Annotated in this window: 27 protein-coding genes; 13 read left to right on the forward strand and 14 right to left on the reverse strand. The window is 62.8% G+C overall.

Going from position 1 to position 26,619, the window contains the following annotated elements:
• Nucleotides 1-4 precede the first annotated feature (4 nt).
• Nucleotides 5-748: a septum site-determining protein MinC gene (gene minC / locus BC363_RS30725; protein ID WP_065785066.1), complete on the reverse strand. Its 744-nt coding sequence runs from the start codon at nucleotides 746-748 to the stop codon at nucleotides 5-7.
• Between the two features lie 48 nt (nucleotides 749-796).
• Here minC and BC363_RS36280 point away from each other — a divergent pair, with 48 nt between their 5' ends.
• Complete coding sequence (locus BC363_RS36280; RefSeq protein ID WP_280137950.1) at nucleotides 797-928, forward strand: hypothetical protein; 132 nt, start codon at nucleotides 797-799, stop codon at nucleotides 926-928.
• A gap of 48 nt (nucleotides 929-976) precedes the next feature.
• Here the strand turns inward: BC363_RS36280 and BC363_RS30730 are convergent, their stop codons facing one another.
• From BC363_RS30730 to cyoA, 5 genes are read right to left on the reverse strand one after another with little or no spacing between them, the layout of a single operon-like run.
• A complete protein-coding gene (locus BC363_RS30730; protein ID WP_244519980.1) occupies nucleotides 977-1,720 on the reverse strand; it encodes an SURF1 family protein in 744 nt (247 codons plus the stop codon).
• A gap of 22 nt (nucleotides 1,721-1,742) precedes the next feature.
• Nucleotides 1,743-2,150, reverse strand: coding sequence for a cytochrome o ubiquinol oxidase subunit IV (gene cyoD, locus BC363_RS30735; protein WP_065785067.1), 408 nt, complete (start codon nucleotides 2,148-2,150; stop codon nucleotides 1,743-1,745).
• Nucleotides 2,147-2,770, reverse strand: coding sequence for a cytochrome o ubiquinol oxidase subunit III (gene cyoC, locus BC363_RS30740; protein WP_065785068.1), 624 nt, complete (start codon nucleotides 2,768-2,770; stop codon nucleotides 2,147-2,149). The genes cyoD and cyoC overlap by 4 nt, the downstream gene beginning before the upstream one ends.
• A gap of 1 nt (nucleotide 2,771) precedes the next feature.
• Entirely contained in the window at nucleotides 2,772-4,775 is a 2,004-nt protein-coding gene (cyoB, locus tag BC363_RS30745; RefSeq protein ID WP_065785069.1) for a cytochrome o ubiquinol oxidase subunit I, read from the reverse strand.
• A 32-nt stretch (nucleotides 4,776-4,807) separates the two neighbouring features.
• Nucleotides 4,808-5,998 carry a ubiquinol oxidase subunit II gene (gene cyoA / locus BC363_RS30750; protein WP_065785070.1) on the reverse strand — a complete coding sequence of 397 codons (1,191 nt, stop codon included), beginning with the start codon at nucleotides 5,996-5,998 and terminating at the stop codon, nucleotides 4,808-4,810.
• A 263-nt stretch (nucleotides 5,999-6,261) separates the two neighbouring features.
• Here cyoA and BC363_RS30755 point away from each other — a divergent pair, with 263 nt between their 5' ends.
• Nucleotides 6,262-7,584, forward strand: coding sequence for an MFS transporter (locus BC363_RS30755; protein WP_065785071.1), 1,323 nt, complete (start codon nucleotides 6,262-6,264; stop codon nucleotides 7,582-7,584).
• Between the two features lie 387 nt (nucleotides 7,585-7,971).
• Here BC363_RS30755 and BC363_RS35250 read toward each other — a convergent pair whose 3' ends face one another.
• Both BC363_RS35250 and BC363_RS30765 read right to left on the reverse strand, forming a co-directional pair.
• Nucleotides 7,972-8,145: a hypothetical protein gene (locus BC363_RS35250; RefSeq protein ID WP_161952502.1), complete on the reverse strand. Its 174-nt coding sequence runs from the start codon at nucleotides 8,143-8,145 to the stop codon at nucleotides 7,972-7,974.
• Between the two features lie 131 nt (nucleotides 8,146-8,276).
• Nucleotides 8,277-9,482: an MFS transporter gene (locus tag BC363_RS30765; protein ID WP_065785073.1), complete on the reverse strand. Its 1,206-nt coding sequence runs from the start codon at nucleotides 9,480-9,482 to the stop codon at nucleotides 8,277-8,279.
• 133 nt (nucleotides 9,483-9,615) lie between these two features.
• Here BC363_RS30765 and BC363_RS30770 point away from each other — a divergent pair, with 133 nt between their 5' ends.
• Entirely contained in the window at nucleotides 9,616-10,191 is a 576-nt protein-coding gene (locus BC363_RS30770) for a TetR/AcrR family transcriptional regulator (RefSeq protein ID WP_065785074.1), read from the forward strand.
• On the opposite strand, the gene BC363_RS30775 is transcribed toward BC363_RS30770, so the two are convergent.
• The 3 genes from BC363_RS30775 to ilvD form a co-directional block, all read right to left on the reverse strand.
• Complete coding sequence (locus BC363_RS30775; protein WP_065785075.1) at nucleotides 10,192-10,596, reverse strand: DUF2809 domain-containing protein; 405 nt, start codon at nucleotides 10,594-10,596, stop codon at nucleotides 10,192-10,194. It abuts the gene before it with no gap.
• 220 nt (nucleotides 10,597-10,816) lie between these two features.
• Nucleotides 10,817-11,527 carry an isoprenylcysteine carboxylmethyltransferase family protein gene (locus BC363_RS30780; protein ID WP_202618642.1) on the reverse strand — a complete coding sequence of 237 codons (711 nt, stop codon included), beginning with the start codon at nucleotides 11,525-11,527 and terminating at the stop codon, nucleotides 10,817-10,819.
• 243 nt (nucleotides 11,528-11,770) lie between these two features.
• Nucleotides 11,771-13,444 (reverse strand): dihydroxy-acid dehydratase, encoded by a 1,674-nt coding sequence (gene ilvD, locus BC363_RS30785; protein WP_065785076.1) that lies wholly within the window; start codon nucleotides 13,442-13,444, stop codon nucleotides 11,771-11,773.
• Between the two features lie 110 nt (nucleotides 13,445-13,554).
• Here ilvD and BC363_RS30790 point away from each other — a divergent pair, with 110 nt between their 5' ends.
• Nucleotides 13,555-14,484 carry a LysR family transcriptional regulator gene (locus BC363_RS30790; RefSeq protein ID WP_065785077.1) on the forward strand — a complete coding sequence of 310 codons (930 nt, stop codon included), beginning with the start codon at nucleotides 13,555-13,557 and terminating at the stop codon, nucleotides 14,482-14,484.
• A 39-nt stretch (nucleotides 14,485-14,523) separates the two neighbouring features.
• Here BC363_RS30790 and BC363_RS30795 read toward each other — a convergent pair whose 3' ends face one another.
• Complete coding sequence (locus tag BC363_RS30795; RefSeq protein WP_139110112.1) at nucleotides 14,524-14,997, reverse strand: Lrp/AsnC family transcriptional regulator; 474 nt, start codon at nucleotides 14,995-14,997, stop codon at nucleotides 14,524-14,526.
• Between the two features lie 108 nt (nucleotides 14,998-15,105).
• Between BC363_RS30795 and BC363_RS30800 the strand changes: the two genes are divergently transcribed.
• The 9 genes from BC363_RS30800 (at nucleotide 15,106) to BC363_RS30840 (ending at nucleotide 24,815) form a co-directional block, all read left to right on the forward strand.
• Entirely contained in the window at nucleotides 15,106-16,587 is a 1,482-nt protein-coding gene (locus BC363_RS30800; protein WP_065785078.1) for an aminotransferase class V-fold PLP-dependent enzyme, read from the forward strand.
• A 3-nt stretch (nucleotides 16,588-16,590) separates the two neighbouring features.
• Nucleotides 16,591-17,469 carry an MBL fold metallo-hydrolase gene (locus tag BC363_RS30805; protein ID WP_065785079.1) on the forward strand — a complete coding sequence of 293 codons (879 nt, stop codon included), beginning with the start codon at nucleotides 16,591-16,593 and terminating at the stop codon, nucleotides 17,467-17,469.
• 97 nt (nucleotides 17,470-17,566) lie between these two features.
• Complete coding sequence (locus BC363_RS30810; RefSeq protein ID WP_065785080.1) at nucleotides 17,567-18,343, forward strand: sulfite exporter TauE/SafE family protein; 777 nt, start codon at nucleotides 17,567-17,569, stop codon at nucleotides 18,341-18,343.
• A 241-nt stretch (nucleotides 18,344-18,584) separates the two neighbouring features.
• Nucleotides 18,585-19,601: an ABC transporter substrate-binding protein gene (locus BC363_RS30815; RefSeq protein WP_083222656.1), complete on the forward strand. Its 1,017-nt coding sequence runs from the start codon at nucleotides 18,585-18,587 to the stop codon at nucleotides 19,599-19,601.
• A 20-nt stretch (nucleotides 19,602-19,621) separates the two neighbouring features.
• Nucleotides 19,622-21,310 carry an iron ABC transporter permease gene (locus BC363_RS30820; RefSeq protein WP_065785082.1) on the forward strand — a complete coding sequence of 563 codons (1,689 nt, stop codon included), beginning with the start codon at nucleotides 19,622-19,624 and terminating at the stop codon, nucleotides 21,308-21,310.
• 4 nt (nucleotides 21,311-21,314) lie between these two features.
• Nucleotides 21,315-22,421: an ABC transporter ATP-binding protein gene (locus tag BC363_RS30825; RefSeq protein WP_065785083.1), complete on the forward strand. Its 1,107-nt coding sequence runs from the start codon at nucleotides 21,315-21,317 to the stop codon at nucleotides 22,419-22,421.
• The gene (locus BC363_RS30830; protein WP_065785084.1) at nucleotides 22,418-23,275 is read left to right on the forward strand and encodes an inositol monophosphatase; all 858 of its coding nucleotides are present in this window, start codon (nucleotides 22,418-22,420) and stop codon (nucleotides 23,273-23,275) included. The genes BC363_RS30825 and BC363_RS30830 overlap by 4 nt, the downstream gene beginning before the upstream one ends.
• Nucleotides 23,276-23,334: 59 nt before the next feature.
• Nucleotides 23,335-24,120, forward strand: a complete 786-nt coding sequence (locus tag BC363_RS30835) for a MurR/RpiR family transcriptional regulator (RefSeq protein WP_083223611.1) — start codon at nucleotides 23,335-23,337, stop codon at nucleotides 24,118-24,120.
• Between the two features lie 149 nt (nucleotides 24,121-24,269).
• Nucleotides 24,270-24,815: a ribonuclease H gene (locus BC363_RS30840; RefSeq protein ID WP_065785086.1), complete on the forward strand. Its 546-nt coding sequence runs from the start codon at nucleotides 24,270-24,272 to the stop codon at nucleotides 24,813-24,815.
• A gap of 76 nt (nucleotides 24,816-24,891) precedes the next feature.
• Here BC363_RS30840 and BC363_RS30845 read toward each other — a convergent pair whose 3' ends face one another.
• A complete protein-coding gene (locus BC363_RS30845) occupies nucleotides 24,892-25,200 on the reverse strand; it encodes a hypothetical protein (RefSeq protein WP_065785087.1) in 309 nt (102 codons plus the stop codon).
• A gap of 284 nt (nucleotides 25,201-25,484) precedes the next feature.
• Complete coding sequence (locus BC363_RS30850) at nucleotides 25,485-26,615, reverse strand: citrate synthase (protein WP_065785277.1); 1,131 nt, start codon at nucleotides 26,613-26,615, stop codon at nucleotides 25,485-25,487.
• Nucleotides 26,616-26,619 lie beyond the last annotated feature (4 nt).

Genomic DNA, 26,619 nt, shown 5'->3' on the forward strand with positions numbered 1-26,619 from the left:
CGGCTCAGTTAAGTCTCTCTGCCATGATCGAGTCGTCTTCGAGCCAAAGCTGCACCGATTGTCCGCGAAGCTCGGCCGCCATGTCGTCGGCGGTCTTGTAGACACCATCGATGGCCAGCAGTTCCGCCTCGAGCCGGCGGCAGAAGATGCGCGCCGAAGTGTTGCCCACCGACCCCGCCAGCGCCCGCCCCCTGAGCGCTCCGTAGATATGGATCGAACCGCCGGCGATAATTTCCGCACCGGATGCGACCGACCCGATCACGGTGACATCGCCTTCCGGAAAGATCACCGATTGTCCGGAGCGAACGGGCTCCCTGACGATGATCGAAGCTGTCGCTCTGGCCGCCGGCGTTTCCTGGCCGACGACGGAGACAGCCTCAGGTGCCTTTGGCTCTCCGGCGATCAATTCGCCTGCCGCTGCCTCGAAATCCGGCGCCGGTCGGCCGCCTCTCATCGATGGCGGCATGCCCGGCTCGAACAAGGAGGGACGCCCGCCCTCAATGCCCAGGACCCGGACATTCCTCTTGGCGAGTTCGTCGAGCAGGCCCTTCAACTGTGGCCGGTCGATTTCGAGATCGACGATGTCGAGCACCACCGGCCGGCCGAGAAAGAAGCCCGCCGAGCGTGCGGCCAGGTCGTCAAGCCGCGTCAGCCACGAATCGAGCGGTAGCTCCGGCGACAGCGCGAGGCTCAGGAACGAGCGGCCCTTGATACGGATCGAACGAGCGTCTGTTAGCACTTTGATCATCTTCGTTAATTTTTCGTTGCCAGGATCTAGGCGACGGATGGTTAACAAATGGTTAACAAGCACCTGCCGCTTCTCGCAGGCGGGCTTGCGAGCGGGCTTCGTTGGCGGGATGGTGGAGCGCGCCATCTCGGTGGCTATCCCCACGAATGCACCGGCCGCAATGCGCCGGAAGCAGACTGACCAACGGCTGCGACGGAGACGAAGGGCGACAAGGAGACGGCTAGGGTCTCAACCCACTCGCGAGCGATGAACGACGAAGATGCCCGTCGCGCTCATCAGTGCCAGCACATACCAGGTTGCCGCATAAACGAGGTGGCTATTGCGAAAGCTGACCACCGTCAGACCACCAGCCGGCAGGCCACCCGGATTGGGCGTGGCGTCGGCATCGATGAAGTAGGGCGCGACATTCGCCAGACCTTTGGCCTTGGCAATCGCAACGACGTCACGGGAATACCACCGGTCGCCTGTCGGGTCGTTGGAGCGCAGGAAGCCGCCGCCCGGCTCGGACATGCGCAGGAGGCCGGTGACATCGATGATACCGGACGTCTCGCCTTGAGCGCGCCCGGCAGCATCGCGCCGATCCGACGGGACGAAGCCGCGATTGATCAGGATGGTCGAACGGTCCTCCTGGACGATCGGCGTCACCACCCAGAAGCCGGCGCCGCGTTCGGTGACCGCCTGAACCAGCACTTCCCGTTCATGGTCGAAGGTGCCCTGTGCGGTCACGCGACGATATTCGTCCTTTTCCGCGCTGATGCCGGGCCATTCCGGCGGGGGCGGAGCCGGCACCGGTTCGGCATGAACGCGGGCGTCCACACGGGCGATCAGGTCGAGCTTCCAGAAGAGACGCTGCACCTGCCAGGAGCCGAGAGCGATGAAAACCACCGCCAGCACCGACAGGGCGACGGTGAGAACGAGGCGGGAGCGCGAGGGCCGCGCGCCCGCCTTCATGTCTGCCGCACGCTCGTTCATGGCCACCCCCGTCAACGGGCCGTCATGGCATGTTCTTCATCATCTCGTGCGTCATGGGCATCATGTTGACGTTGAGGTGATGCATGACCCAGAGCGAACCGGCGAGCGCAATGCCGACGATGATGAGGGTGAAGATCAGCGCCATCATCGTCCAGCCGCCTTCCGAGCGCGGGTTCATGTGCAGGAAAAAGACCATGTGCACGACGATCTGGATGGCACCGAGGCCCATGACGAGCACGGCCGTCATCATCTTGCTGTCGAGCACGCCGCTCATGACCAGGCTGAAGGGAATGGCGGTCAGGACGACGGAAAGCACGAAGCCGATCATGTAGCTCTTAAGCGAGCCATGGCCCGCTTGGTGACCGTGGCTGTGGCCATGATGGGCCTGGCTGGCATCTTCATGGGCGAGGCTGTGTGGCTGTGGGCTCATCCGATGGCTCCGATCAGATAGACGAAGGAGAAGACGCCGATCCAGATGACGTCGAGGAAGTGCCAGAACATCGACAGACACATCAGCCGGCGGCGGTTCTCGGGGATCAGGCCATGCATCTTGACCTGCACCATCATCGTCACGATCCAGATGATGCCGAAGGTGACGTGCAGGCCGTGCGTGCCGACCAGGGTGAAGAACGACGACAGGAAGGCGCTGCGTGTCGGGCCGGCCCCCTCAAGGATCAGGTGATAGAACTCGTAGAGTTCCACGCCGAGGAACGCCAGGCCGAACACGGCTGTCACGCCGAGCCAGAAGATCGTCTCCATCCTGGCGTTGCGCTCCATCTGGAGCATGGCAAAGCCATAGGTGATCGAGGAGAACAAAAGCATCGCCGTGTTGAAGGCAACAAGCGACAGATCGAACAGATCGGCCGGTGACGGACCGGCCGCATAATTGCGCCCGAGCACGCCGTGGGTGGCAAAGAGGACTGCGAAGATGAGGCAGTCGCTCATCAGATAGATCCAGAAGCCGAGCATGGTGCTGCCTTCGGGATGGTGCTCCTCCTCAAGGTAGAACTGCGGCGCTTCGGTTGCTTCAACTTGGGTCTTGTTGGTCATCTCAGCTCCGCTCCGCCAGAAGTTCGGAACGGGCGTCTTCCGTTGCCGTCACGGTCGCTGCGGGGATGTAGAAATCCCGCTTGTAGTTGAACGTATGCCCGATCGCCACGGCCAGCATGGCAACGAACGAAACGATCACCAGCCACCAGATGTACCAGATCAGCGCGAAGGCGAGCGCGACGCTGATGCCGGCGAGGATGACGCCGGTTCCAGTGTTCCTTGGCATATGGATCGGCTTGAAGCCGCCGAGCGGGCGCTCGTAGCCGCGGTTCTTCATGTCGTACCAGCTGTCGTGATCGTGCACGACCGGGGTGAAGGCGAAGTTGTATTCCGGCGGCGGCGAGGAGGTCGACCACTCCAGCGTCCGGCCGTGCCACGGATCGCCGGTCGTGTCGCGCAGCTGATCGCGCCTGAGGTAGCTGACGATAAGCTGAATGACGAAGGAAGCGATCCCGAGTGCGATCAGGACGGCGCCGAAGGCGGCGATGACGAACCAGATCTGCAGCGACGGATCCTCGAACTGCGACACGCGGCGGGTGACGCCCATCAGGCCGAGCACGTAGAGCGGCATGAAGGCGAAGAAGAAGCCGATCTGCCAGAACCAGAAGCTCATCTTGCCCCAGAACGGATCCAGCTTGTAGCCGAAGGCCTTCGGCCACCAGTAGACGAGGCCCGCCATCAAGCCGAAGACGACGCCGCCGATGATGACGTTATGGAAGTGGGCAATCAGGAACAACGAGTTGTGCAGCACGAAATCGGCCGGCGGGATCGCCAGCATGACGCCGGTCATGCCGCCGATGACGAAGGTGACCATGAAGCCGACGGTCCACAGCATCGGCACTTCGTAGCGGATGCGGCCGCGATACATGGTGAACAGCCAGTTGAACATCTTCGCCCCCGTCGGGATCGAGATGATCATCGTGGTGATGCCGAAGAAGGCGTTGACCGATGCGCCCGACCCCATGGTGAAGAAGTGGTGCAGCCAGACGAGATAGGACAGGATCATGATTACGCAGGTCGCATAGACCATGGAGGCGTAACCGAAGAGGCGCTTGCCGCAGAAGGTGGCGACGACCTCCGAGAAGATGCCGAAGGCCGGCAGGATGAGAATATAGACTTCCGGATGGCCCCAGATCCAGATGAGGTTCACATACATCATCGGGTTGCCACCAAGGTCATTGGTGAAGAAATTGGTGCCGGCGTAGCGGTCGAGCGACAGCAAGGCGAGCGTGGCCGTCAGGATCGGGAAGGTTGCAACGATCAGGATGTTGGTGCAGAGCGACGTCCAGGTGAAGACGGGCATCTTCATCAGCGTCATCCCCGGCGCGCGTAATTTGACGATGGTCGCGATCAGGTTGATGCCTGATAACGTCGTGCCGACACCCGCCACCTGCAGGCCCCAGATGTAATAGTCGACGCCGACGCCCGGACTGTAATCGGCACCCGAAAGCGGCGGATAGGCGAGCCATCCGGTGCGGGCGAACTCGCCGACGAACAGCGACATCATGATGATGACGGCACCAGCCGTCGTCATCCAGAACGAGAAATTGTTGAGGAACGGAAAGGAGACGTCGCGCGCGCCGATCTGCAGCGGCACGACATAGTTCATCAGGCCGGTCACGAACGGCATGGCCATGAAGAAGATCATGATCACGCCATGGGCGGTGAAGATCTGGTCGTAATGATGCGGATTGAGATAGCCTTCATTGCCGTTGAAGGCGATCGCCTGCTGCAGCCGCATCATGATCGCGTCGGCAAAGCCGCGCATCAACATGACGAGCGCCAGGATCACGTACATGACGCCGATCTTCTTGTGGTCGACGCTGGTGAACCACTCGTTCCAGAGGTAGCCCCAGAGCCTGTATTTGGTGATCAGCGCCAGGATGGCGAGGCCACCGATCGCCACGGCGATGAACGTCGCCACCAGGATCGGCTCGTGATAGGGGATCGCTTCTAAGGTGAGCCGCCCGAAGATGAATTGTGTGAGGTTGGTGTTACCGAACATAGGGCTATCCAAATTCTCTTGAAATGCGGGCGTCAGGGCTTTGTGATGCCGGCGTTGTTCAACTGCGCAGGCACCGGGCCGTCCTGGTTCTCGGCGGGCGCCTTCTGGTCGCCTTCCATGTTGTGCATGTCGTGGTTCATCGACTGCGGCTCGTTGTCGATGCCTTCGGCCGGCTCTTCGCTCTTTGATGGATTGCCTGTTGCCGGGAAGGTGGCGCCCGGTGCCGCTTCGCCGGCATGGCCCGTTTCCCCCGCATGGCGGTTGTCATGCTCGAGCTTGGCGCGGTTCTCGTGGCTTTCGACGCCGGCACCGCCCATCATGTCGATGTGCATCATGTCGTTCATGCACATCTGGCCGGTGCGCACGCACATGTTGAGCACCGCTTCGTAAAGTCCGTTCTCGACGCTGGCGTAGTAACGGACCGGTTCCTTGGTGCTCGGCTTTTCGAGTTTCAGGTAGCTGTCGCGGTTGAGCATGGTGCCGTTCTGCTTGACCCTTGCGACCCAATCGTCGAAGCCCGCCTGCTCCAGCCCGTGAAACTTGAAGCGCATGTGCGAGAACCCGTCGCCGCTATAGTTTGACGACAGGCCTTCGTATTCGCCTTTTTCGTTGATGACGGCGTGCAGCTTGGTCTGCATGCCGGGCATCGCATAGATCATGCCGGCCAGTGCCGGCACGTAGAAGGAGTTCATGACCGAGGATGAGGTGATCTTGAAGTTGATCGGCACATCAACGGGTGCCGCCATCTCGTTGACGGTGGCGATGCCGTAATCCGGATAGAAGAACAGCCATTTCCAGTCGAGCGCCACGACCTCGACCGTCAGAGGCTTTGTATCGGCGGGAACGGGTCGATTGGCATCGAGCCGGTCGAGCGGCCTGTAGGGATCGAGCTTGTGGGTGCTGATCCAGGTGATGGCGCCGAGCGCAATGATGATCGCCAGCGGCGCAGACCAGATGACGACTTCCAAGCCGGTCGAGTGATGCCATTCCGGGTCGTATCTGGCCGCCGTGTTGGACTGGCGGTAGCGCCAGGCGAAGAACAGCGTCAGGAAAAGCACCGGCACGATAATGATCAGCATCAGGATCGTCGAAACGACGATCAGATCTCTCTGCTGCGCCGCAATATCGCCGGAGGGCGACATCACGACCAGGTCGCACCCGGCAAGGGCCAGGGTAGAGAGAAGAACGACCGATCGTCCGGCGAGCTTCAATGGAGTGGGCATTTCGGGCTCCATTTGCGTTTTGTCTAGTCGGCACTAATCGCGTATCGGGCTCGGTGGAATGAGGTTGTTCGTCGCACTGCAGCATTCTGTCGCATCGCAGCAGAGTGGACGGCGACGTCCGCAAAGGCCCAATCTAGGGCATCCTCGCCGGCCGACCATTGGAAGATGCCGATGAGTTCACGTTTTTTTCGCCGCTTTCCTTGATCTCGAACGTTGATTGATCAACATTCCGACGAGGCGGCACAAATCGCCGGGAGGAATTTATGAGCTCGGTCGTCAATCCTACGTCTTCAGGCCTTGAGCGGGACGCCCGTCGCATCCATGACGACAAGCCGCTGTCGCCGGGCAGCATAGCCATTGGCGTGGTCATCGGCCGCATGTCGGAATTCTTCGACTTCTTCGTCTACGGCCTCGGCTCGATCCTGGTTTTTCCAAAACTCATTTTCCCGTTCGCACCCAGCCCGGTTGCTGCCACGCTGATGTCGTTTGCGATCTTTCCGCTCGCCTTTATCGCCCGTCCGGTCGGTTCCCTCGTCTTCATGTGGATCGACCGCAACTACGGGCGCGGCACCAAGCTGACGATCGCCCTGGTGATCCTCGGCGGCTCGACGGCATCGATCGCCTTCCTTCCGGGCTACGAGACGATCGGCTACTGGGCGGTGGCGCTGCTGGCGCTTTTCCGACTGGGACAGGGCTTTGCGCTCGGCGGCGCATGGGACGGGCTTGCATCCTTGCTCAACCTCAACGCGCCCCCGAACCACCGGGGCTGGTATGCGATGATCCCGCAGCTCGGGGCACCCATAGGCTTTGCGCTCGCCAGCATCATCTTCTGCTATTTCGTTGCCAATCTTTCCGAGGATGATTTCCTCTCCTGGGGCTGGCGCTATCCCTTCTTCGTGGCGTTTGCGATCAACGTCGTGGCGCTGTTCGCGCGGCTGCGCATCGTCGCCAGCAAGGAATTCGGCGCGGCGATGGAGGCACAGGAACTGCAGGCCCGGCCGGTGTTCGAGATGCTGAGCAAGCACGCGCTGGACGTGGTGCTCGGTGCCTTCGTGCCCTTGGCGAGCTTTGCAATGTTCCATCTGGTGACGATCTTCCCGCTGAGCTGGGTCATCCTGAACGGCGGACAGTCAGCCGCCCGGTTCCTGCTGGTCCAGGTCGCGGGCGCAGCCGTCGGCGTGATCGGCATTGTCGTGTCGGGCGTGATCGCCGACCGCATCGGTCGCCGCACCGAGCTGATGATCGGCGCGACGCTGATCGCGATCTTCAGTTTCTCCGCACCCTTCCTTCTTGATGCCGGCGGGGCCGGACAGGACGCCTATATCCTGATCGGCTTTGCCGTTCTCGGTCTGACCTTCGGCCAGGCCTCCGGCGCCGTTTCCTCGCGCTTCACCCAGTACTACCGCTACACCGGCGCGGCGCTGACCTCCGACCTGGCCTGGCTCGTCGGCGCCGCCTTCGCGCCGCTGGTGGCGCTTGGGCTTGCGACCAGCTTCGGCATCGTCTTCATCGGCGGCTATCTGATCTCCGGGGCAATCTGCACGCTGGTGGCGCTCAGCCTCACGCGGGCGCTCGACCAGAACTGAACCGTCCCTTTTTTTCGGGGGGGGGGGGAGCGGTACGACCCGCATCTGACGTCATTGCCCACGCCGCTTGTTCAGGTGATCCCGTTTCGTCGGGATGATGCCGCGATCAAGGCGGACATTCGCGCGGAAACAGATGAGGAGCGATAAGCCGCAACGTCGTCTACCGGAACACGATCGCCGGCCCTGGCTGGTATCGGCGGATGGCACCGGCAGCGCGCTAGCCCACCGCAGAAAGCAAGAAGCGGGGACCGGTTGCCCGGTCCCCGCTCTTTTGCGATTTCGCTATCACCGCGTATGCCACAGCTTGCCGGAACGGTACGAGCGGTCCGAGCCGTTCGAGCGGGAATTGGACGAACTGTTCGATGACGAGTTCGAACTGGAGTTGCTCTACGAGTTGGAGGAGCTGTTACCCGCAACGATAATGGTACCGTCGTCGTGGCCGCCTGCTTGCCTGCCGTCCGCGTGCCCCGGAGCCGTGCTCTGCCTTGCCTGCGCTTCGACGCCGGCAAAGGCGGTAACGCGGGCGATGAGGGCGGTGCTCTGTTTCCAGTGGTTCTTCATGCCCATGACTCCTTCTTGAAAAACGAACCGGCATCTCCCGTCCGAAGGGATAACGGGCGTTATGAAGCTCTATTCCATCGAGAAGCGCTTTCTTCGTTCGATTTGTGGCTGAGCGCGCCTGCAATGATTGGTCATGAAACCGCCGGCACCGCTGCCCGACGCTCACGGCTGGCGATGAGTCCGCCAACGGCGGTGACGATGATGACGGCGGCGTAAATGTCGGTGGTCGCCTGATAGCCCAGCGTCTTTGCAAGAAACCCGGCTGCCATCGCCGGCAGGCTGAAGGCCAGATAGCTCTGGATGTAGAAGGCGGACAGCAACCCGGCGCGCTCCTCCGCCTTGGCGAGCGGCATGATCGACCCCATGATGCCGAGAAAGCTGGTGCCGAAGCCGGCGCCGGTGAGCAGCGTGCCGAGGATCATGACCGGCACATTCGCCAGGTGAGTGCCGGTAACCACGATCAGCATGCCGGCGGTCGTGGCCGAGACGCCGAAGGTTACGTTTGCCCGAGGACTGTATGCGCGACGCAGGAAGACGCTGAAGGCACCGGCCGCCATCAGCGTGGCAACAACTGCGCCACCGGTCAACGGCGCCCTGCTGCCGGTAACGGACGCGACGAGCGAGGGCATCAGCGAGAGATAGAAGCCGCCAAGGGCCCAGTTGGCGATGTTGATCGGGGTGGCCAGCGCGAGCGGCCGCTTGATCTGAGGCGGAATGGCGATCGTCGGCTTGAGCGAGGAGAGCGCGCCGATGCGTTTGCCGCCCGTCTCCGGCGTCAACCATATCGCCGTTGCCTGCAACGCAAAGCCGATCAGAAGCAGCCCGTAGACGAGGTGAAGGGGAAATGGGCCGTATTGAATGAGCGCGCTGGTCCCCAAGGCGCCAACGGCCATGCCGATCAGCGGCGCGAGCGAATTGACGAGCTGGCCCTGGGCGCGATCGACATCAACCAGCGACGCGCCGATCGAGGCGCCGGCGATGCCGGTCGCAAGCCCCTGAACAACGCGCGCCGCGATCAGCCAGGACGGCCCGTCGGCAACGACGAAGAGCATCATCGCCACGATTTCGAGAAGCAGCGCACCGAAAATCACCGGCTTCCGGCCGAGGTGGTCGGAGATCGAACCGGCGATCAAAAGCGCGGTGAGAAGCGCGAAGGCATAGACCGCGAAGACTCCCGTCATCATGACCGGCGAGGCGGCAAAGCTTTCCTGATAGATGCGGTAAAGCGGCGTGGGTGCGGCCGACGCGCCGAAGAACGTGGCAAGCGTGACCGCGTGGAAGGCGATGGGGTTGGCGGCGGCAGCACCACTCTCACTGGATTTGGCAGAGGAGAACATCTATATAATCCTTAACGCTAAATCGTTGCGTTTAGGCGATGTAGGAACGGACAGACACAAAAGCAAATAATTTGCGTTTATGGTGCTGTGAAAGTTTCTGATCCATGCGCAGCAGACGGAAGGAAGAGTTGGAATGGCAGGCAGGGAAGGTCCACGCCCGGGTGGACGAAGCGCCAGGGTACAGGCATCGGTGCACGGGGCCGTGCAGGCTCTGATGACCAGAATGGAGCGCGCGGAGGTCACCATTCCGATGATCGCCGCGGAAGCGGGCGTGACGCCGTCGACCATCTACCGCCGTTGGGGCGACATCCAGGAACTGTTGGCCGATGTCGCAGTCGAGCGGCTGCGACCCGACATGGAGCCGGTCGATACCGGGAATGGCGGCCGAGATCTGCTGGCCTGGGCCGAGCAATATGCGGAGGAGATGTCCTCGAAACCCGGGCGCGCAATGATACGCGATGTGCTGGCGGCGCAGGACGGCAGCGGCGCCTATCAGTGCTGCAACTTCACCAAACAGCAGATCGAAGCGATCGCGGCGCGCGCTGAAGGCCGCGGCGAAGCATTTCCGGATGTCGACGCCGTCATGGACCGCGTCGTCTCGCCCATCATGTACCGCATCCTCTTTGGCGAGGTGCCGGATACGGCTCGTGTCGCGCGCCTGGTGACCGGGGCAATGGCACTGGTTTCGCCGGCGCCCGGGCCCGTCTAATCATAGCGCGCGCAGCGCAACGGTGCGGCGCTGCCGGAAGCGGCCGAGCATCGCCATGCCCAACACGAGGACGGCACCCAACGCATAGGCCAGCACATCCCACCAATCCGGCGTCGCCCCGAGCACAATCCTCAAAATGGGGTTGGAAACGCGGACACCGAAATTGGACGCCAGGTACTGTGCAAGTTCGACCGCCACGCCAAGCGAGAATGCGATACCGGCGACCAGTTGGGGTCGAGCCGTCACCACCGATGCGAGCATGCAGTAAACCCACATCACGGCAAGGACATCACCGGAAAAGCCGCGGATCCAGCCCCATCCGGCCCCGACCGTCGCCAGCAGGACGAGGACGACGAACAGCAGGATGGAGAATACGAAGGCGGGGCGGTTGAAGCGGAGTTCCATGGCGAGCGATGTAAAGGGGTGCGACCCGCCTGTCGAGCGGCGAGGCTCGGCCAATGGCGCGATTGCCCGCGAAAACGGGAACGCTGATCAGAGCGGTGATGATGCCGAGCGGGATTTCTCGTGACCCGAGCGTCGGCGATCCGAGGGCAAAGTCATGAGTTTGCTAGTCAGGTTAATGCTGGGTGTCCGGTACAAATTGGGGGATGAAAGATCGCCGGCGTCACCAGATGCCGGGAACCAGCCTCCATCGAACCCGACGGGAATAGGCTTCATATCCGGAAAGCTCGGCCCGCAGCAGCCGATCTTCCCACGACGTGCGCAGCACGAGCAGCGTCCCCGCCAGCGCTGCGGGAATGAGCGCCCAGAACGAGCCGAGCGCAAGCGCCATGCCGAAGAAGAGGAACAGAGCGGCGATGTAGCCGGGGTGACGGACGAAACGATAGGGGCCGGTATCGATCACGCGGTGGTGCCGCTCGGATTGAATCCGCACACCCGGCTCGAAGAACGGATTGACCGCCTGCGCCCAGGCGGTCACCGCGACGCCGGCCAGCATGGCGCCGTAGCCCGACAGCATCGCCCAGGTCGGAACGATCGACCAATGGAACCGCCCGGCATCAAGCGCTGCGACCGGGAGCACCGCAACCATTGCCGGCAGGATGACGGCAAGCAGAGCCATGTCCCAGCTTTTCGTGCCCGCCTGAAACCGGCTGCGCGCGCGGAAGATCACAGGATTGACCCGTGCAAGCACCAGAGCGGAAGCGCCGAAACTCAAGATCAGGACCGCCAGGAACATCCAACCAGGGCGCCAGGCAATCGTGCCGGCCGGCACGAAGATCAATGCCAGCAGCGAAAGCGGCAGGCCGATCGCATAGGCAATGGCCATGCGGCGCGACATCGCGCGCGGCTCCCGCGGCGCTTCGGTCTCTTCCATAGCCTTGGTCCTTCGGCGAAATATCTCCGGACTGACTTTTGCTGCCTTGTCCCCGCATGGGGCTTGGCACTGACGATCGCAATGTCACCATCACCACAGCCACCAACTAGGGCGGCAGGCGCCAGCAGCAACACGATCGGGCTTTTTCGCGCAGATAGAGCAGGCCGCTGGCCGAAGACCCGAAAGCCAGATCAACCGCTGACATGCGCGGCCTGCTGACGACCCGCGATTGGCCAATGCAAATCACCCGGTGACGGCGCCCTCATTGGCCGGGCGCGCCAGCGCTGCAAACTTTGCCAGCACCCCGCGTTTGTAACGCGGTTCCGGCTGTCGCCAGTGGGCGCGCCTTCTTGCCAATTCTTCCGGGCCGACGTCGAGATGCAGCAACTGTCGATGGGCGTCGATAACGATCCGGTCCCCTTCTTGCACCAGCGCGATCGTGCCCCCTTCGAAAGCCTCCGGCGTGACGTGACCAACCACCATGCCCCAGGTTCCGCCCGAGAAGCGGCCGTCGGTGATGAGACCGACGCTGTCGCCCAAGCCTCTGCCGATGATCGCCGAAGTCGGCGCCAGCATCTCAGGCATGCCGGGGCCGCCCTTCGGCCCGAGATAGCGCAGCACGAGGATATCGCCGGGCCTGATCCTATCCGACAATATGGCATCCATCGCCGATTGTTCGTCCTCGAACACCCGCGCAGGCCCGCTCATCACGGGGCTTTTCAAGCCGCTGATCTTGGCAACGGCACCGCCTTCGGCCAGGTTCCCTTTCAGCACCGCGAGGTGGCCCTCGCGGTAGATCGGTCTTTCATACGGCCGGATAACGTCCTGGTCCGAGCGGGGCTGGTCCGGAACGGCTGCAAGCTCTTCCCCGATCGTCCTGCCCGTGATCGTCAGACAGTCGTGGTGCAGAAGGCCCGCATTCAAAAGGATCTTCAACACCTGCGGCACGCCGCCCGCCCGGTGCAGGTCGACGGCCATGTATCTGCCCGATGGCTTGAGATCACAGAGGACGGGGACGTTGCGGCGAACGCGCTCGAAATCGTCCAGTGTCCACTCGACTTCCGCCGCATGCGCGATGGCGAGATAATGCAGCACCGCGTTGGTCGATCCGCCCGTCGCCATGATCAGGGCGACCGCATTTTCGATCGACTTGCGCGTGACGATGTCCCTTGGCTTGATGCCCTTCTTGACGGCTTCGACCAGGACATGGGCCGATTGCGCGGCGCTATCCAGCTTTTCCTGGTCGGGATTAGCCATGTTGGAGGAATAAAGAAGCGACATGCCGAGCGCCTCGAAGGACGAACTCATGGTGTTGGCCGTATACATGCCGCCACAGGAGCCGGTCGACGGACAGGCATTGCGTTCGATGCCTTCGAAATCCTCTTCGCTCATCCGGCCGGCCATGAAGGCGCCGACGGCTTCGAACGCAGAGACGACCGAAAGGCTCTGCCCCTTCCAGTGGCCGGGCTTGATCGTGCCGCCATAGACATAGATCGCCGGAACATTGGCGCGAAGGATGCCGATCATGCCGCCCGGCATGTTCTTGTCGCAACCGCCGAGGACGAGGACGCCGTCCATCCACTGGCCCTGCACCGAGGTTTCCACGCAATCGGCGATGACCTCGCGGGACACAAGCGAATACTTCATCCCTTCGGTGCCCATCGACATGCCGTCGGAAATCGTCGGCGTTCCGAAGATCTGCGGATTCGCGCCGGCAGCCTTGATTGCCGCGACAGCGGCGTCGGCCAACGGTTGCAGCCCGGCATTGCAGGGCGTGATCGTCGAATGACCGTTGGCAATGCCGATCATCGGCTTGGCGAAATCGGCCTTCTCGTAGCCGAGGGCATAATACATCGCCCGGTTGGGGGACCGTGCGACACCTTGCGTGATGTGTTTCGATCGTTCGTTGTAGGCCATGACTTGCTCCCTCAATTGGTTCGAGGTCGAGTTTACTGGCGTTCAAGGTGACTGTGAAATATACTTTTCTCGAGCGAATAAGTCGCGGAAAATATCAATAGAGACAGATCATGGATTTGAGGCAACTTCGCCAGTTCGTCGCCGTCGCCGAAGAACTGCATTTCGGCCATGCGGCCTCCCGCCTCAACATGACGCAGCCGCCGCTCAGTCAATCCATCCTCGCATTGGAGAAGGAACTGAAGGTACAGCTCTTCAAACGTACCAAGCGGAACGTGGAGCTGACATCCGTCGGCAGGCAGTGGCTCGTCCATGTCCGCCAGGTGCTCGACGGGGCGAACGGCCTTGCCGACACCGCAAAAAGGCTGTCACGCGGCGAGATCGGGCACCTGCGCCTATCCTTCGTCAGCACGGCCGACTATAGCGTACTGCCCGACATCGTCAGCCGCTATCGCGCGGCCTATCCGCATGTGGAACTGACGATGCGCGAAGCCACCAGCGATATCCAGATAGAGGCGCTGCTCGATGAAGAGATCGATGTCGGGCTGATCATTGCCCCCAACCAGGCGTCCCTTCATCCCACCCTTTCCTACCTGCCGCTACTGCGGGAACCGCTGGTTGCCGCGGTGCCCACGGCCTGGATCGAGGAGCAGCGAGTGGGTTTTGCAGGAAGTGTTCTGGAGCCAGCCGACTTCTTCAAGGCGCCCCTCATCGTTTTTCCGCGGCGGGCCGCACCGGCCTTTCACGATATCGTCTCGGGATATTTCGCCGAGCACGGAATGGCATTCTCGACCTACCAGGAAGCCATCCAGATGCAGACGATCGTCGGTCTGGTCGCATCCGGGCTCGGCGTCGCCTTGGTCCCCCGATCGATGACCAACCTTCAGCGGCGCGGCGCGACCTATTTGCCACTGGCCGGCCGTGTACCGGAGGTGGAAACCGGCCTTGCCTGGCGTCGTTCGGACCAAAATCCGGCCCTCGACACCTTTCTTGCCGCCGCGATACCGGTCGGCAACAAATGCTGTGCGCCCTTCGACCCGTAGACTGCGGCGCAACGGCCGCGCTGGAGCACCACGTGCACGTTACCGGGTAAGACCGCGCAGGTCGGGCATGCGGTTGCTGATGATGGTTTCCATCGAGAAGAAACCGGTGACCGTCATCAGGTCGAAATCGGTGATCAGCTTCTGATAGAAGGCGTCATAGCCGGCCATGCCGCGTGTCACCACCTTGATCAGATAATCCCAGTCGCCGCCGATCCGGTACAGATCCGTCACCTCCGGCAGGCGCTCGACATGCTTGCGGAAGCTGTCGGCCCATTCCTTGGAATGGTGGCGGGTGCGGATCATCACGAACACTGTGAGGTCGAAGCCGAGCGCTGCGACGTCGACCGCGGCATGGGTACCAAGCACGAGCCCGCTGGCGTTCAGCCGCTGCAGGCGCCGCCAGCAGGCATTCTGCGACAGGCCGACACGGTCGGCCAAATCACGCTGCGAGATCGTGCCGTCCTTTTGCAGGCAGGATAGGATCCGCATATCAATTTCGTCGATTTTTTCCATTTCAGCGATCATACGACCCGATTGCGGCGCATACAAGCATAAGAATGATGAGGTTTCCATGCAACGGCTCGATTAGACTTATCGTCTGTGCGACCCCGGGAGGAAACGATGACGACGCCGTGCCCACGCCAGCCACACCTTACCGGTCCGCTCGATGCGTTTCGGGAGAGCCTTGCTGGCGATAACGCGATCGCGGCCCTGCGAGCCGGACTGGTCGGCAAGAACGCAAAGATCGAGGGGCCGTTCGGCGTCAAGAAGCTCGTCTATGCCGACTATGTCGCTTCGGGCCGAGCATTGATGCAGATCGAGCATTTCATCCTCGAGCAGGTGCTGCCCTACTACGCTAACAGCCACACCGAGGCTTCCTACTGCGGCGGCTCGATGACGAGGCTGCGGCGCGATGCGCGCGCGGTGATCGCCGCCTGCTGCGGCGCGGGACCTGAGCACGCCGTCATTTTCGCCGGCTCCGGCGCCACTGCCGGCATCAATCGGCTGGTGAAGCTGCTGGGGGTTGACGACGCGGTCGCCGCCGGCCGGCGCGTTCGCATCCTGATCGGCCCCTATGAGCATCATTCCAACATCCTGCCCTGGCGCGAAAGCGGCGCCGAGGTGGTCGAGATCGCCGAGTGTCCGACTGGCGGACCGGACCTCGCCGCCCTGGGCGAAGCGCTAAGGCAGCCAGCCGATCTCGTCGTCTGCGCCTTCTCTGCCGCTTCCAATGTCACCGGCATCGTCACCGACGTTGCTGATGTCACCAGGATCGCGAAGGCCGCAGGCGCAAAGATGGTGTGGGACTATGCCGGTGCAGGGCCCTACCTGCCGATCGACATGTCGCCCGATAAAGACACCGCAATCGACGCCGTGGTCATCTCTCCGCACAAGTTCATCGGCGGCCCCGGCACGTCAGGTGTGCTGATCCTGCGACGTGACGCGGCTGTCATCGCCAAGCCATCCTGGCCCGGTGGCGGCACCGTCAAATTCGTTTCGCCGACCGGCCACGACTACAGCAACAGCCTTGAGGCGCGCGAGGAGGCGGGCACGCCGAACGTCGTCGGCGATATCAGGGCGGCACTCGCCTTCCTCGTCAAGGAGGCGATCGGCGCCGAGGCAATGCAGGCCAGAAATGCCGAGTTGACGTGCCGCGCAATCACCGCATGGCGGGGCGTCGAGGGGCTGGAACTGCTTGGCCCACTAGAACCAAGGCGGCTGCCGATCTTTTCCTTCCGCGTCAAGGACGACAAGGGCGGTCATGTCCACCAGCAGCTCGTGACCCGCATGCTCAGCGATCGCTTCGGCATTCAGGCGCGCGGCGGCTGCGCCTGCGCCGGGCCCTATGTCCACCGGCTGCTGGGCATCGACGATGACCAGTCGCAGCGCCTGCGCGAGGCCATCCTCGCAGGCCAGGAAATGCTGAAGCCGGGCTTTGTTCGACTGAACTTCAGCGTCCTGCTTGCAGACGAGGAAGTGGCGTTCATCCTCGACGCCGTCGCCAGGCTCGCCGGCGACGCAGCCAGCTACGAGCGGCACTATGATTTCGACCCGGCGCGGGCGATCTTCTTCCCGCGCGCCGCACTTGCAGCGGAGGCATGAGGCATGGCCAGGCCCGACATTGCGGCTTTCTTCGACCCGCGAACCTGGTCCGTGCAATATGTGGTCAGCGACCCGAAAACGCGGGCCTGCGCGATCATCGATCCGGTGCTCGACTTCGACGAGAAGTCCGGCTCGATAGCGACTGCCAATGCCGACCGGCTGCTCGACTTCGTGCGGGCCCAGGACCTGGACGTCCAATGGATCCTGGACACCCATCCGCATGCCGACCACTTTTCCGCCGCCGCCTATCTGAAGGCCAAGACCGGCGCGCCCACGGCCATCGGCACGTGCATCGTCGATGTCCAGAAGTTGTGGGCCGACATCTACAACTGGCCAAGCCTGCAAACGGACGGATCGCAATGGGACCGGCTGTTTAATCGCGGCGACACATTCCGGATTGGCAGTCTCGAGGCCGGGGTGATGTTCTCTCCGGGCCATACGCTGGCATCGATCACCTATCTCGTCGGTGACGCCGCCTTCGTGCACGACACGGTCTTCATGCCGGACAGCGGAACCGCGCGCACGGATTTCCCCGGCGGCAGCGCCAATGCGCTCTGGGCGAGCATCCGCGACATCATGGCCTTGGCCGACGACACCCGTATCTTCGTCGGCCATGACTATCAGCCCGGTGGACGCGAGCCGCGTTGGGAAAGCACGGTTGCTGGGCAGAAGGCGGACAACATCCATTTGACGCGCTATGGCTGCGAAAGCGAGTTCGTCGCGTTCCGCGAGGAACGGGACCGAACGCTGCCGATGCCCAAGCTCATCCTCCATGCCTTGCAGGTCAACATCAACGGCGGTCGGCTTCCGGAGCCGGAGGAAAACGGCCGGCGCTACCTGAAACTCCCCATCGACGCCCTACAAGGTGCGGCATGGTCCTGACGCCGCTCCATTCACGAGCACGCTCTGCGTCCAGGCCGTCTTCCGGCTTCGACACATCGCAGGCGCCATCGTTTCCCCGCCGGCACGGTGCCGAACCATGACGCTGGATCTTGTCCAATACATCCTGGCAGCGCTCTGCGGCGGTCTCGTCGGCTTCAGCCTCGGGCTGTTCGGCGGTGGCGGCTCCATTCTGGCCGTCCCGCTGCTCGTCTATGTCGTCGGCGTCAGCAACGTGCATGTGGCGATCGGGACGAGCGCCGTCGCCGTCGCAGCGAATGCGCTCTCGGGACTGGCGGTGCATGCGCGACACGGCACGGTGAAATGGCGCTGTGCGACAATGTACTGCATCACCGGTATCGGTGGCGCATGGATCGGCGCGACGCTCGGCAAGGCTCTGGAGGGCCAGCGGCTCTTGCTGTTGTTCGCGGCGCTGATGGCCGTTGTCAGCCTCACCATGCTGAAGCGACGCCACCTGGCTGGCGATCCGACGTCGACCTGCACGCCCAGAAACGCGCCGAAAGTGCTCTCCTTTGGCGCCGGAACCGGCATCGTTTCGGGTTTCTTCGGGATCGGTGGCGGATTCCTGATCGTGCCGGGCCTGATGGTTTCGACCGGCATGCCGACGATCAACGCAATCGCCACATCGCTGGTCGCCATTTCCGCTTTCGGTCTCACCACGGGTGCAAGCTACACGTTCTCCGGCCTGGTCGATTGGCCACTCGCCTTCTCCTTCGTCGGCGGCGGGGCTCTCGGCGCGCTGGCGGGCTGTCGCGCCGCCCATAGTTTCAGCAAGTACCAATCCACGCTGAACCTGCTGTTCGCCGCACTCACCTTGGCCGTCGCCATTGGCCTGGCGTTCTATGCCTGGCGATAGGATCGCCGGCCCGCGCCGTATGTCTGCTCGGCGACACGCTTCCGCCGGATAAATCGTCCTGCCTGGAAACACTCTTTGTCGCTTACCTCAAGTGCCCGGTGGGAAATGTAGCTAAGCTACATTTATTTTGACAAATGTAGATTCCTTCATTATCACGATGGTCACGCACGGCGAGTGAGACCACGAAGGCCCAGGAAGGGTTCTCGGGAGAGGCCGATGCGATCGTCTGGAGGAAATCGATATGTCACGCCGTTTCGCGCTGGCTTCAGCGCTTGTTGCCCTATGCTCAGTTTTCTCGTCCGGTAGTGCCCATGCCGGGGGAATGACCGTCTATTGCCCGATGTCAGAAGACGATTGCGCCTCCGTCCTGAAGGCGTTCAAGGACGACACCGGCATCGAAGCGCAGTTCGTGCGCATCGGCGCTGGCGAAATCCTCGCCCGCATTCGCGCGGAAAAGAGCAATCCCCAGGCTGGGCTCTGGCTGGCAGGCGCTGCCGACAACTTTATCCAGGCCGCCAACGAAGGCCTGCTGGCACCGCACAAGAATGCCGGCATCGACAAGATAGACCAGCGCTACATCGACAAGGAGAGCCGCTGGACCCCCATTTCCATCTCACCGATCGTCTTTGCCTACAGCCAGGCCGTTCTCGATGAAACCGGCGCCAAGCCGCCGACAAGCTGGAAATCCTTCGCGGATCCAGCCTTCCAGCAGAGCGTCGCCCTTGCGCATCCGGCCTCTTCCGGAACGGCTTATGTCGCTCTTGCCTCCATGGTTCAGCTTTTCGGCGAGGAGCCGGCCTTCGAGCTGATGAAGAAAATCGACGAAAATGTCGTTCAGTACACGCGCTCCGGCGTCGCGCCGTCGCGCATGGTCGCCAACAACGAGATCGCGCTTGCCATGGCCTATACCCAGGATATCGAGGCGGCCCTGGCGCAGGGCTACCCGGTCGGCTACGCCTTTCCTGAAGAAGGCACCGGCTTCGAGGTGAATGCAGCGGCGGCCATCGCCAATGCGCCCGAGGAGCAGTCGAAGGCTGCCGCCGCGTTTCTCGACTGGGTGCTGACGGAAAAGGGCCAGGCTGCCATTGGCGCGACGTTCCGCGGGCCAATCGTGCCGGGCTATAAGAACCCGGCGGCCAAGATCGACCTCTCCAACGTGAAGATGATCGACTACAACTTCAGCTGGGCCGGCGAAAATCGCGCGCGCCTCCTGGAGCGCTACGAAAACGACGTGCGCCACAAGGCCGACGCCAAGTAACGCCGGCAAGGAGCCTCGCCATGACCCTCGTCTCGCAAGCGACCCCGTCCGGGCGGACGGGGGCATCGCCGGCCTTCCTGCGCAAGATCGTCGTCGACCCGTGGCTGTTCGGCATTTTCGCCGTCGTCACGCTCTCGGTGCTCGTCTTCGCGGCCTTGCCGATCTTCACCGTTCTGAAGCAGGCCGTTGTCACCGACCGCGGCTTCGACCTCGCAGCCCTCGCCGTGGTGCTGACGAAATCCTTCGTCTGGGAATCGTTGTTCAATACGCTGCTCCTCGGCGCAACCTCGGCCGTGATTGCCACCCTGACCGGCTTCGTGCTTGCCTTCTCGGCCACGCGCACGACCATGCCGGGCAAGACCTTCGTGCATGGCGTGGCGCTGCTGCCGATCATCTCGCCGCCTTTCGTCATGGCGCTCGCGGTGGTGATCCTGTTCGGACGCTCGGGCCTCATCACCCGTGAGCTGCTCGGCATCCGCAACGCCAACGTCTACGGCTTTCACAGCCTGGTCCTGATCCAGTCGCTCGCCTTCACGCCGATCGCCTATCTCAACATCCGCGGCATGCTGCAATCGATCGACAGTGCGCTGGAGGATGCTTCCGCCTCGCTCGGCGCCTCGCGCTGGATCACCTTCTCGCGGGTGACGCTGCCGCTCGTCACGCCGGCGATCCTCAGCTCGGCCTTGCTGGTCTTCGTCAAATCGGTCGAGGATTTCGGCAATCCCATGCTGATCGGCGGCAATTTCAACACGCTCGCCGTCGAAGCCTATTCACAGATGGTCGGCTACTTCGACCTGCGTTCCGGCGCGCTGCTCGCAAGCCTCATGCTGGTTCCCTCGATCACCGCCTTCCTTGTCCATCGCTACTGGGTGGCCAAGCGAAGCTATGTGACCGTGACCGGCAAGCCGACGGCTCAGACGATCCGTATTTCCGGCGCGGCCGTGGTGCTGCCGCTTTCGATGCTCTGCTACGCCATCGTCCTTGCGATCTTGCTGTTCTACCTGACGGTCATCTACGTCTCCTTCACCCGGCTGCCGGGCATCGACAACACGCTGACGACCGACCACTACGCAACGGTCTTCACGGCTGGCTTCCAGACGCTCACCAATTCCTTGCTGCTGGCGGGTATCGCCACGCCTGTGACGGCCGTCGCCGGCATGCTGATCGCCTATCTCCTGGTCCGGAAGGCGTTTCCCGGCAGCTTCCTTTTGCGCTGGGGCACGCTGCTCTCCTTCGCCGCGCCGGGCACCATTCTCGGCATCGGCTATGTCAGCACCTTCAACGCGCCGCCGCTGCTCCTGACCGGCACCGCTTTCATTGTGGTCGCCGCCATGGTGGTGAAGAACCTTCAGGTGGGCATCGAAGCGGGCTCAAACCAGCTTCGCCAGATCGACAAGTCGATCGAAGAAGCTTCGATGACGCTCGGCGCATCCAATACGCGGACCTTCTTCCAGATCACCTTGCCGCTGCTCAAGCCGGCGCTGTTCACGTCGCTTTCCTATGCCTTCACGCGGTCGCTGACGACACTGAGCGCGGTGATCTTCCTGGTTTCGGCCAACTGGACGCTGATCACGGTGACCATCCTGTCGCAGGTGGAGACGCTCAAGATCGGCGTCGCCGCAGCTTACTGCAGCATCCTCGTCTTCGTCGTGCTCGCCATCCTGGCGCTCATGCAACTTCTCCTGTCGTCGACATCGCCCAAGAGGTAATCCCATGTCGAAAGTCATCTTCTCCAACATCTCCAAGCGTTTCCCCGGTGTTTCCGGTGCGGCCGCGGGCCTGGCGGTCGATCGCCTCAACCTCGTCATCGAAGAAGGTACGCTGGTGACATTGCTTGGCCCCTCGGGCTGCGGCAAGACGACGACGCTGCGCATGCTTGCCGGTTTCGAGACGCCCTCCGAGGGAGCCATTACCATCGGCGGGCGCGATGTCACCAATGTCCCCGTCAATGCCCGCGATGTCGGCATGGTGTTCCAGAGCTACGCTCTCTTCCCGCACATGACGGTGCGCGAAAACGTCGAATACGGCGTGCGGCTTCTCAACCTGCCGCGGCACGAGATGAAGGATCGGGTCTCCTCCGTTCTTGCGACGATGGCGCTCGAGACCTACGCCGACCGCTCGCCGTCGCGGCTCTCGGGCGGCCAGCAGCAGCGCGTGGCGCTTGCCCGCGCCGTCGTCACCCAACCGAAGGTGCTGCTGTTCGACGAGCCGCTCTCCAACCTCGACGCGCAGCTTCGCGAGCGCATGCGCGACGAATTGCGCGCCATCCAGCTTCGCCTCGGCATCACCAGCCTCTACGTCACCCACGACCAGAGCGAGGCGATGGCGATTTCGGACCGCGTGGTGGTGATGCGCAGCGGCGTCATCGAGCAGGACGACACGCCGCTTAACGTCTATTCGCGTCCCGGCACCGGCTTCGTCGCCGAATTCATGGGCAAGGCGAACATCCTGCAGGGCCGCGTCGAAAAGCTGGATGAATCCACGGTGTCGATCCGCATTGCCTCCACGGTCGCCTTCACGCTGCCGCGCGGCAACCGTGCGTTCAGGCCCGGCGAACAGGTGCGCTGCGTCGTGCGCCCGGAACATATCCGTGTCGATGCCAACGGCGCGATGCAGGCGAAGGTGCGGCGCGTGGTGTTCCAGGGCGCCTACGTCGAATACCTGACCGACCTGGAGGGCCAGGAATGCGTCTTCCTCGATAGCGATTATTACCGCACGGGCGTGGCCGAAGTCGGCCAGATGCTGCGCCTGTCCGTCGACAGCCAGCCGGTCTGGATCCTGCCGTACAATGAAGCCGCCGACATGGGAAAAGCCGCATGACCATCAACCAACCGATCATCCGCGATCTCTACGAGACGATCACCAGCGTTGCCAAGGAAGCCACGCTTGCCGCAGGCGCCGTTGCGCGCAAGGGCTTCATCGAGGCAAGCCCGGAGACGCTGCGGACCGAGCAGAAGGCGGGCTTCTTCGACATCGTCACGGCCTGCGACAAGGCCGCCGAACGGGCCGCCTGCGACATCATCTGGTCGCGGCTGCCGCAATCGCGCATTCTCGGCGAGGAAAGCGGCTGGCAGGGTGAAGGCGAGACGACCTGGATCATCGACCCGATCGACGGCACCAGCAATTTTGCCTCCGGCCTGCCGTTCTTCTGCGTTTCGATCGCGGCCTATCACGCCGGCGAGCCGGTCTGCGGCATCGTCTACGACCCGATGCGGGAAGAGCTGTTCATGGCGAACGCCGGGCGTCTGACGCTGAACGGCGACATCGTTTCACCCTTCCTGCGCGCAAGCAGCGACCACCACGTCGAAGTCCTGAGCAACGCACCTTATGAGGGCGAGCGGCCGGACCTTGAGGCGCTCGAGGCCTATGCAGATCTCGTCAACTCCTTCCGTGCCGTTCGACGATTGGGCTCCTGCGCGCTCCACCTCGCCTATGTCGCCGTCGGGTGGGTGGCGGTCGCCTACGAGTCCAAGTTCAGCGCCTGGGACATCGCCGCCGGCCTTCAACTGGTTGTGGCAGCCTCCGGTCAGATCATCGCTCAAGACGCAAACGGACAGCGCATCGATCCGAGCGAGCAAGCGCTTGGAGCCGTGAAAAGGCTCGTTGTCGCGCACGCCGGTTTTGACTATCAATCGTCCTGCCTGGCGAAGCTGATGGCAGATGGCAAGTTGTAGCCCAATTGCGAAAGGCGCTTTATGACACGAGCATCCAAGACGTCAGAACGACGGGTTCCATGCTGGATCTGATCAGGCAATCCCTGGCCCAGTTCACGCCCGCCGAGCGCAGGATCGCGGAAGCGATCCTCGACACGCCGAGCACGGCCATCACCTGGTCGATCACCGATGCGGCGCGCGTCGCCAAGGTCAGCGAGCCATCGATCATCCGTTTCTGCCGGCGGCTCGATTGCGACGGATTTCCGGATTTCCGTCTGAAGCTCGCCCAGCAGCTTGCCGTTCGCCAGTCCACGGCAACCGTCGCCGAAAACGGAACCGATCCGTTCTCCGGCATGGTGGACGACATCTTTAATCGCGCGGCAGAAGCATTGCGGGAGGCGCGGCACGACCTCGACCTCGATTCCCTGCGCCGCGCTGTCGATCTTCTGGCGAAGGCTCGCCGGATCGACGTCTATGGCTATGGTGGATCCGGCTTTCTGGCAGGAGAGGCCCAGCATCGCATGGCCTCTCTCGGGATCGCCAGCGTCGCCTATGCCGATCCGACCTTGCAGATGGTCTCGGCCGCCCGCCTGTCCCCTTCAGATGTGCTGTTCGTCCTCTCCTTCTCAGGTCGTACCAGCTACCTGATCTCCAACATCGAGATCGCCAGGAAGTCGGGCGCGCGCGTCGTTGCCATCTCCCCCGGCGGCTCCATCGTCGCCTCACTGGCCGACGAGAACATCAATCTCAATGCCTACCGCACATCGGCGAGACCGCTCATCGTGCCCACCGGCCGCGCGCCGATGTATGTGATGCTGGACGTGCTCTTTGCCCTGCTGGCGCCTAAGCTTCACGAGACGGGCTGAACCGGAGGGTCATCATCGTCGCTGACCTCGATGCCCCGATAACGATCGCCCGGCGCTGGTATCTATGAGCGCTGCCAGCGTCAGCGCGCAACATTCCGGATCGTCTGGCAGACATGGGTAAAGTTGCACGGAAGGGACAGACCAGCGAGATGAACGGCATTTCCACCAAGCTCAGCTCCGCCACGAATACGGTCGAGATGCAGCCTTCCTCCCCAGGTCTCCAGGTCTTCACGGACGGTTCGTATGAACCGATCTCGGGCGAGGGCGGATGGGCATTTGCCGTCTATCACGATGGCGCGGAAATAGCGGCCGCGTTTGGTGGCGCGCAAGGCTCCGCCGACAACACAATGGAGCTGACCGCGTTGCTCAAGGCAGCGCTGTGGATCAACAGCAATGCTTCTGGGCAGCCGGCGGTCGTCTGGTCCGACTCTGCCTACACAGTCAAGGGCTGCAACAGCTGGCGTCAGATCTGGAAGAACAACGGCTGGAGAAAGATCGTCCCGAATGCAAAGGCCCGAAGCCGAGCGATAGCCAATCGCGACCTTTGGATGGCAATCGATCTTCAACTATCCCGCGCCCCTCTCCTGACCGTCGCATGGTGCAAGGGCCACTCCGGGATAGTCGGCAACGAACGCGCGGATACACTCGCATCGCATGGACGCCAATCGATCCGGAGCGGCGAACCGGCGCCCTAGAAACGCAGTAACCGTCCTCGAAGGAGGACGGTCGACAAAGCCCTTTGCAAGCCAACGAAGGCACCGCCCAGAACGTCTACTGGCGCACCTCCGAAGTGCTGTTCATGACAGCGGTCGCCGCGCGACCGGACCGCGTTGAAGACAGATGCACAAGATTTATTCCCAATTCGAGGAGCAACTCGGCCGACTTGAGATCATGTTCTGCAAGGTTGTCCGTGTATCCGCGGATCGTACCCGCCACACATTTCGAGTGGGTGGCGAAGCGCGTGTCGCCCAGATCGTCGGCCTCTTCGGCGATGGCATCGAGCGCACAGGCCACCGTCTCGAGCATGCCGCACCGCTCGCGCAAGCTCATTTCTTCAAGCGTCTTCGGAATCCCGTTCATATCGCCTCCTTCGCGCCCGGCAGGCTCGCTGCGGCGCTGGCATCGCGTTCGACGTCAGGTGTTAGGCAACATATGGAGTTCCGTGCGAACATTAGCAAATCATGTCCGCCATGCGGCTAATGCATGACATGCGCCGGCCAGCTGACGACGCGCCGTGGAATTTAACCGAGAGCCCAGTGTTGGAGAGTAAAGGGTTCGGAATGGCGATCGCATTCGCGCTGCATCCCAGTAGAGCGGGTGACCGTCGGCAGATGACCGTCCAAACGGTGCGCTCGCCTGTTATTTCATTGTCCGGAGTAACGCGCTCGCGGACGGATCATGTGGCCGCTCTCCACCTGCTCCATCGCATGGGCAAGCCAACCGACGGTACGCGAAAGCGCAAAGATCACCAGCGGCGCTTCGTCAGGCAGCCGGAACGTGGCCGCGAGCGACGCCAGTGCGAAATCGATATTGACCGGCTCTCCCAGAAGTTCTTCGCCTGCTTCGGCCAACAGGCCGTAGAGCGGCGGAGCCTCGAAACTTGCCATGATCGCCTTGGCGCGCGGGTCACCGTGGGGATACAGCCGATGGCCGAAGGCGCGAACAGCCCCTTCAGAGGACAGCATGCCGCGTATCGCCTCGCGTGCGCCGACTGCGTTCGTCCGCTCTGCAAGCTGCGTGACGCTGAGCCAGGCACCGCCATGGCGAGGGCCGGTCAATGTCGCCAGCCCGGAAAGAACTGCGGCCGAAAGAGCGGCGCCGGACGAGGCCGTCACGCGCGCCGCAAACGCGGAAACATTGAGTTCGTGCTCCGCCGCCAACACCAGCGCCTTTCGGATAGGCTCCGTCGCTTCTGGCCGCGCCCATCCGAGTGCCAACCGCCGATGCAGCGGCAGCGGTTCCGGCCACGGTGCCAATGCTGCCGCCACTGTCGACAACACATCGGCGGCCTCAATCCTCAAAATAGGCGACGCACGACCAAGAGCGGGCAGGTCCTCGGCCACACGGGCGGCAAGGCTCATCAAAGTCGCCGCCAGCCGCGATCGATCCGCCAAGTCGCAGCCGGCGGCGTGGACAGCGACCACTTGGGTTTGCCAGAGCAGCGCGGCGACCTCCTCCAGCTCGGCCGTGACGGCGAGCTCGACCGCATCATGGCCGCGATAGGATAGCCGTCCGTCGGCAATGCTGGATATCGTCGTCGGCAAGACGGGGTCGCCCCAGCGGATCGCCTCGGCCGCGACGGCCGACGTGCGCGGGCGGCCGGCATGCCGTTCCGCAAGCCGCCTCACGTCGTCGGCGTGATAAAGGCTGCGGCGCGAGTCGAGCGGATCAGGCTTGGCGCGTATGCGCCCGCGGCTCACATTCGCATAAAGCGTCTGCGGTTTGGTGCCGAGCTGGCTGAGCGCCTCCTCAGCGGTTATCCAGAGTGCGTTCATATTG

It is taken from the genome of Ensifer sp. LC384 (genome assembly GCF_001695865.1).
In the GTDB taxonomy this organism is placed as follows: Bacteria; Pseudomonadota; Alphaproteobacteria; order Rhizobiales; family Rhizobiaceae; genus Ensifer.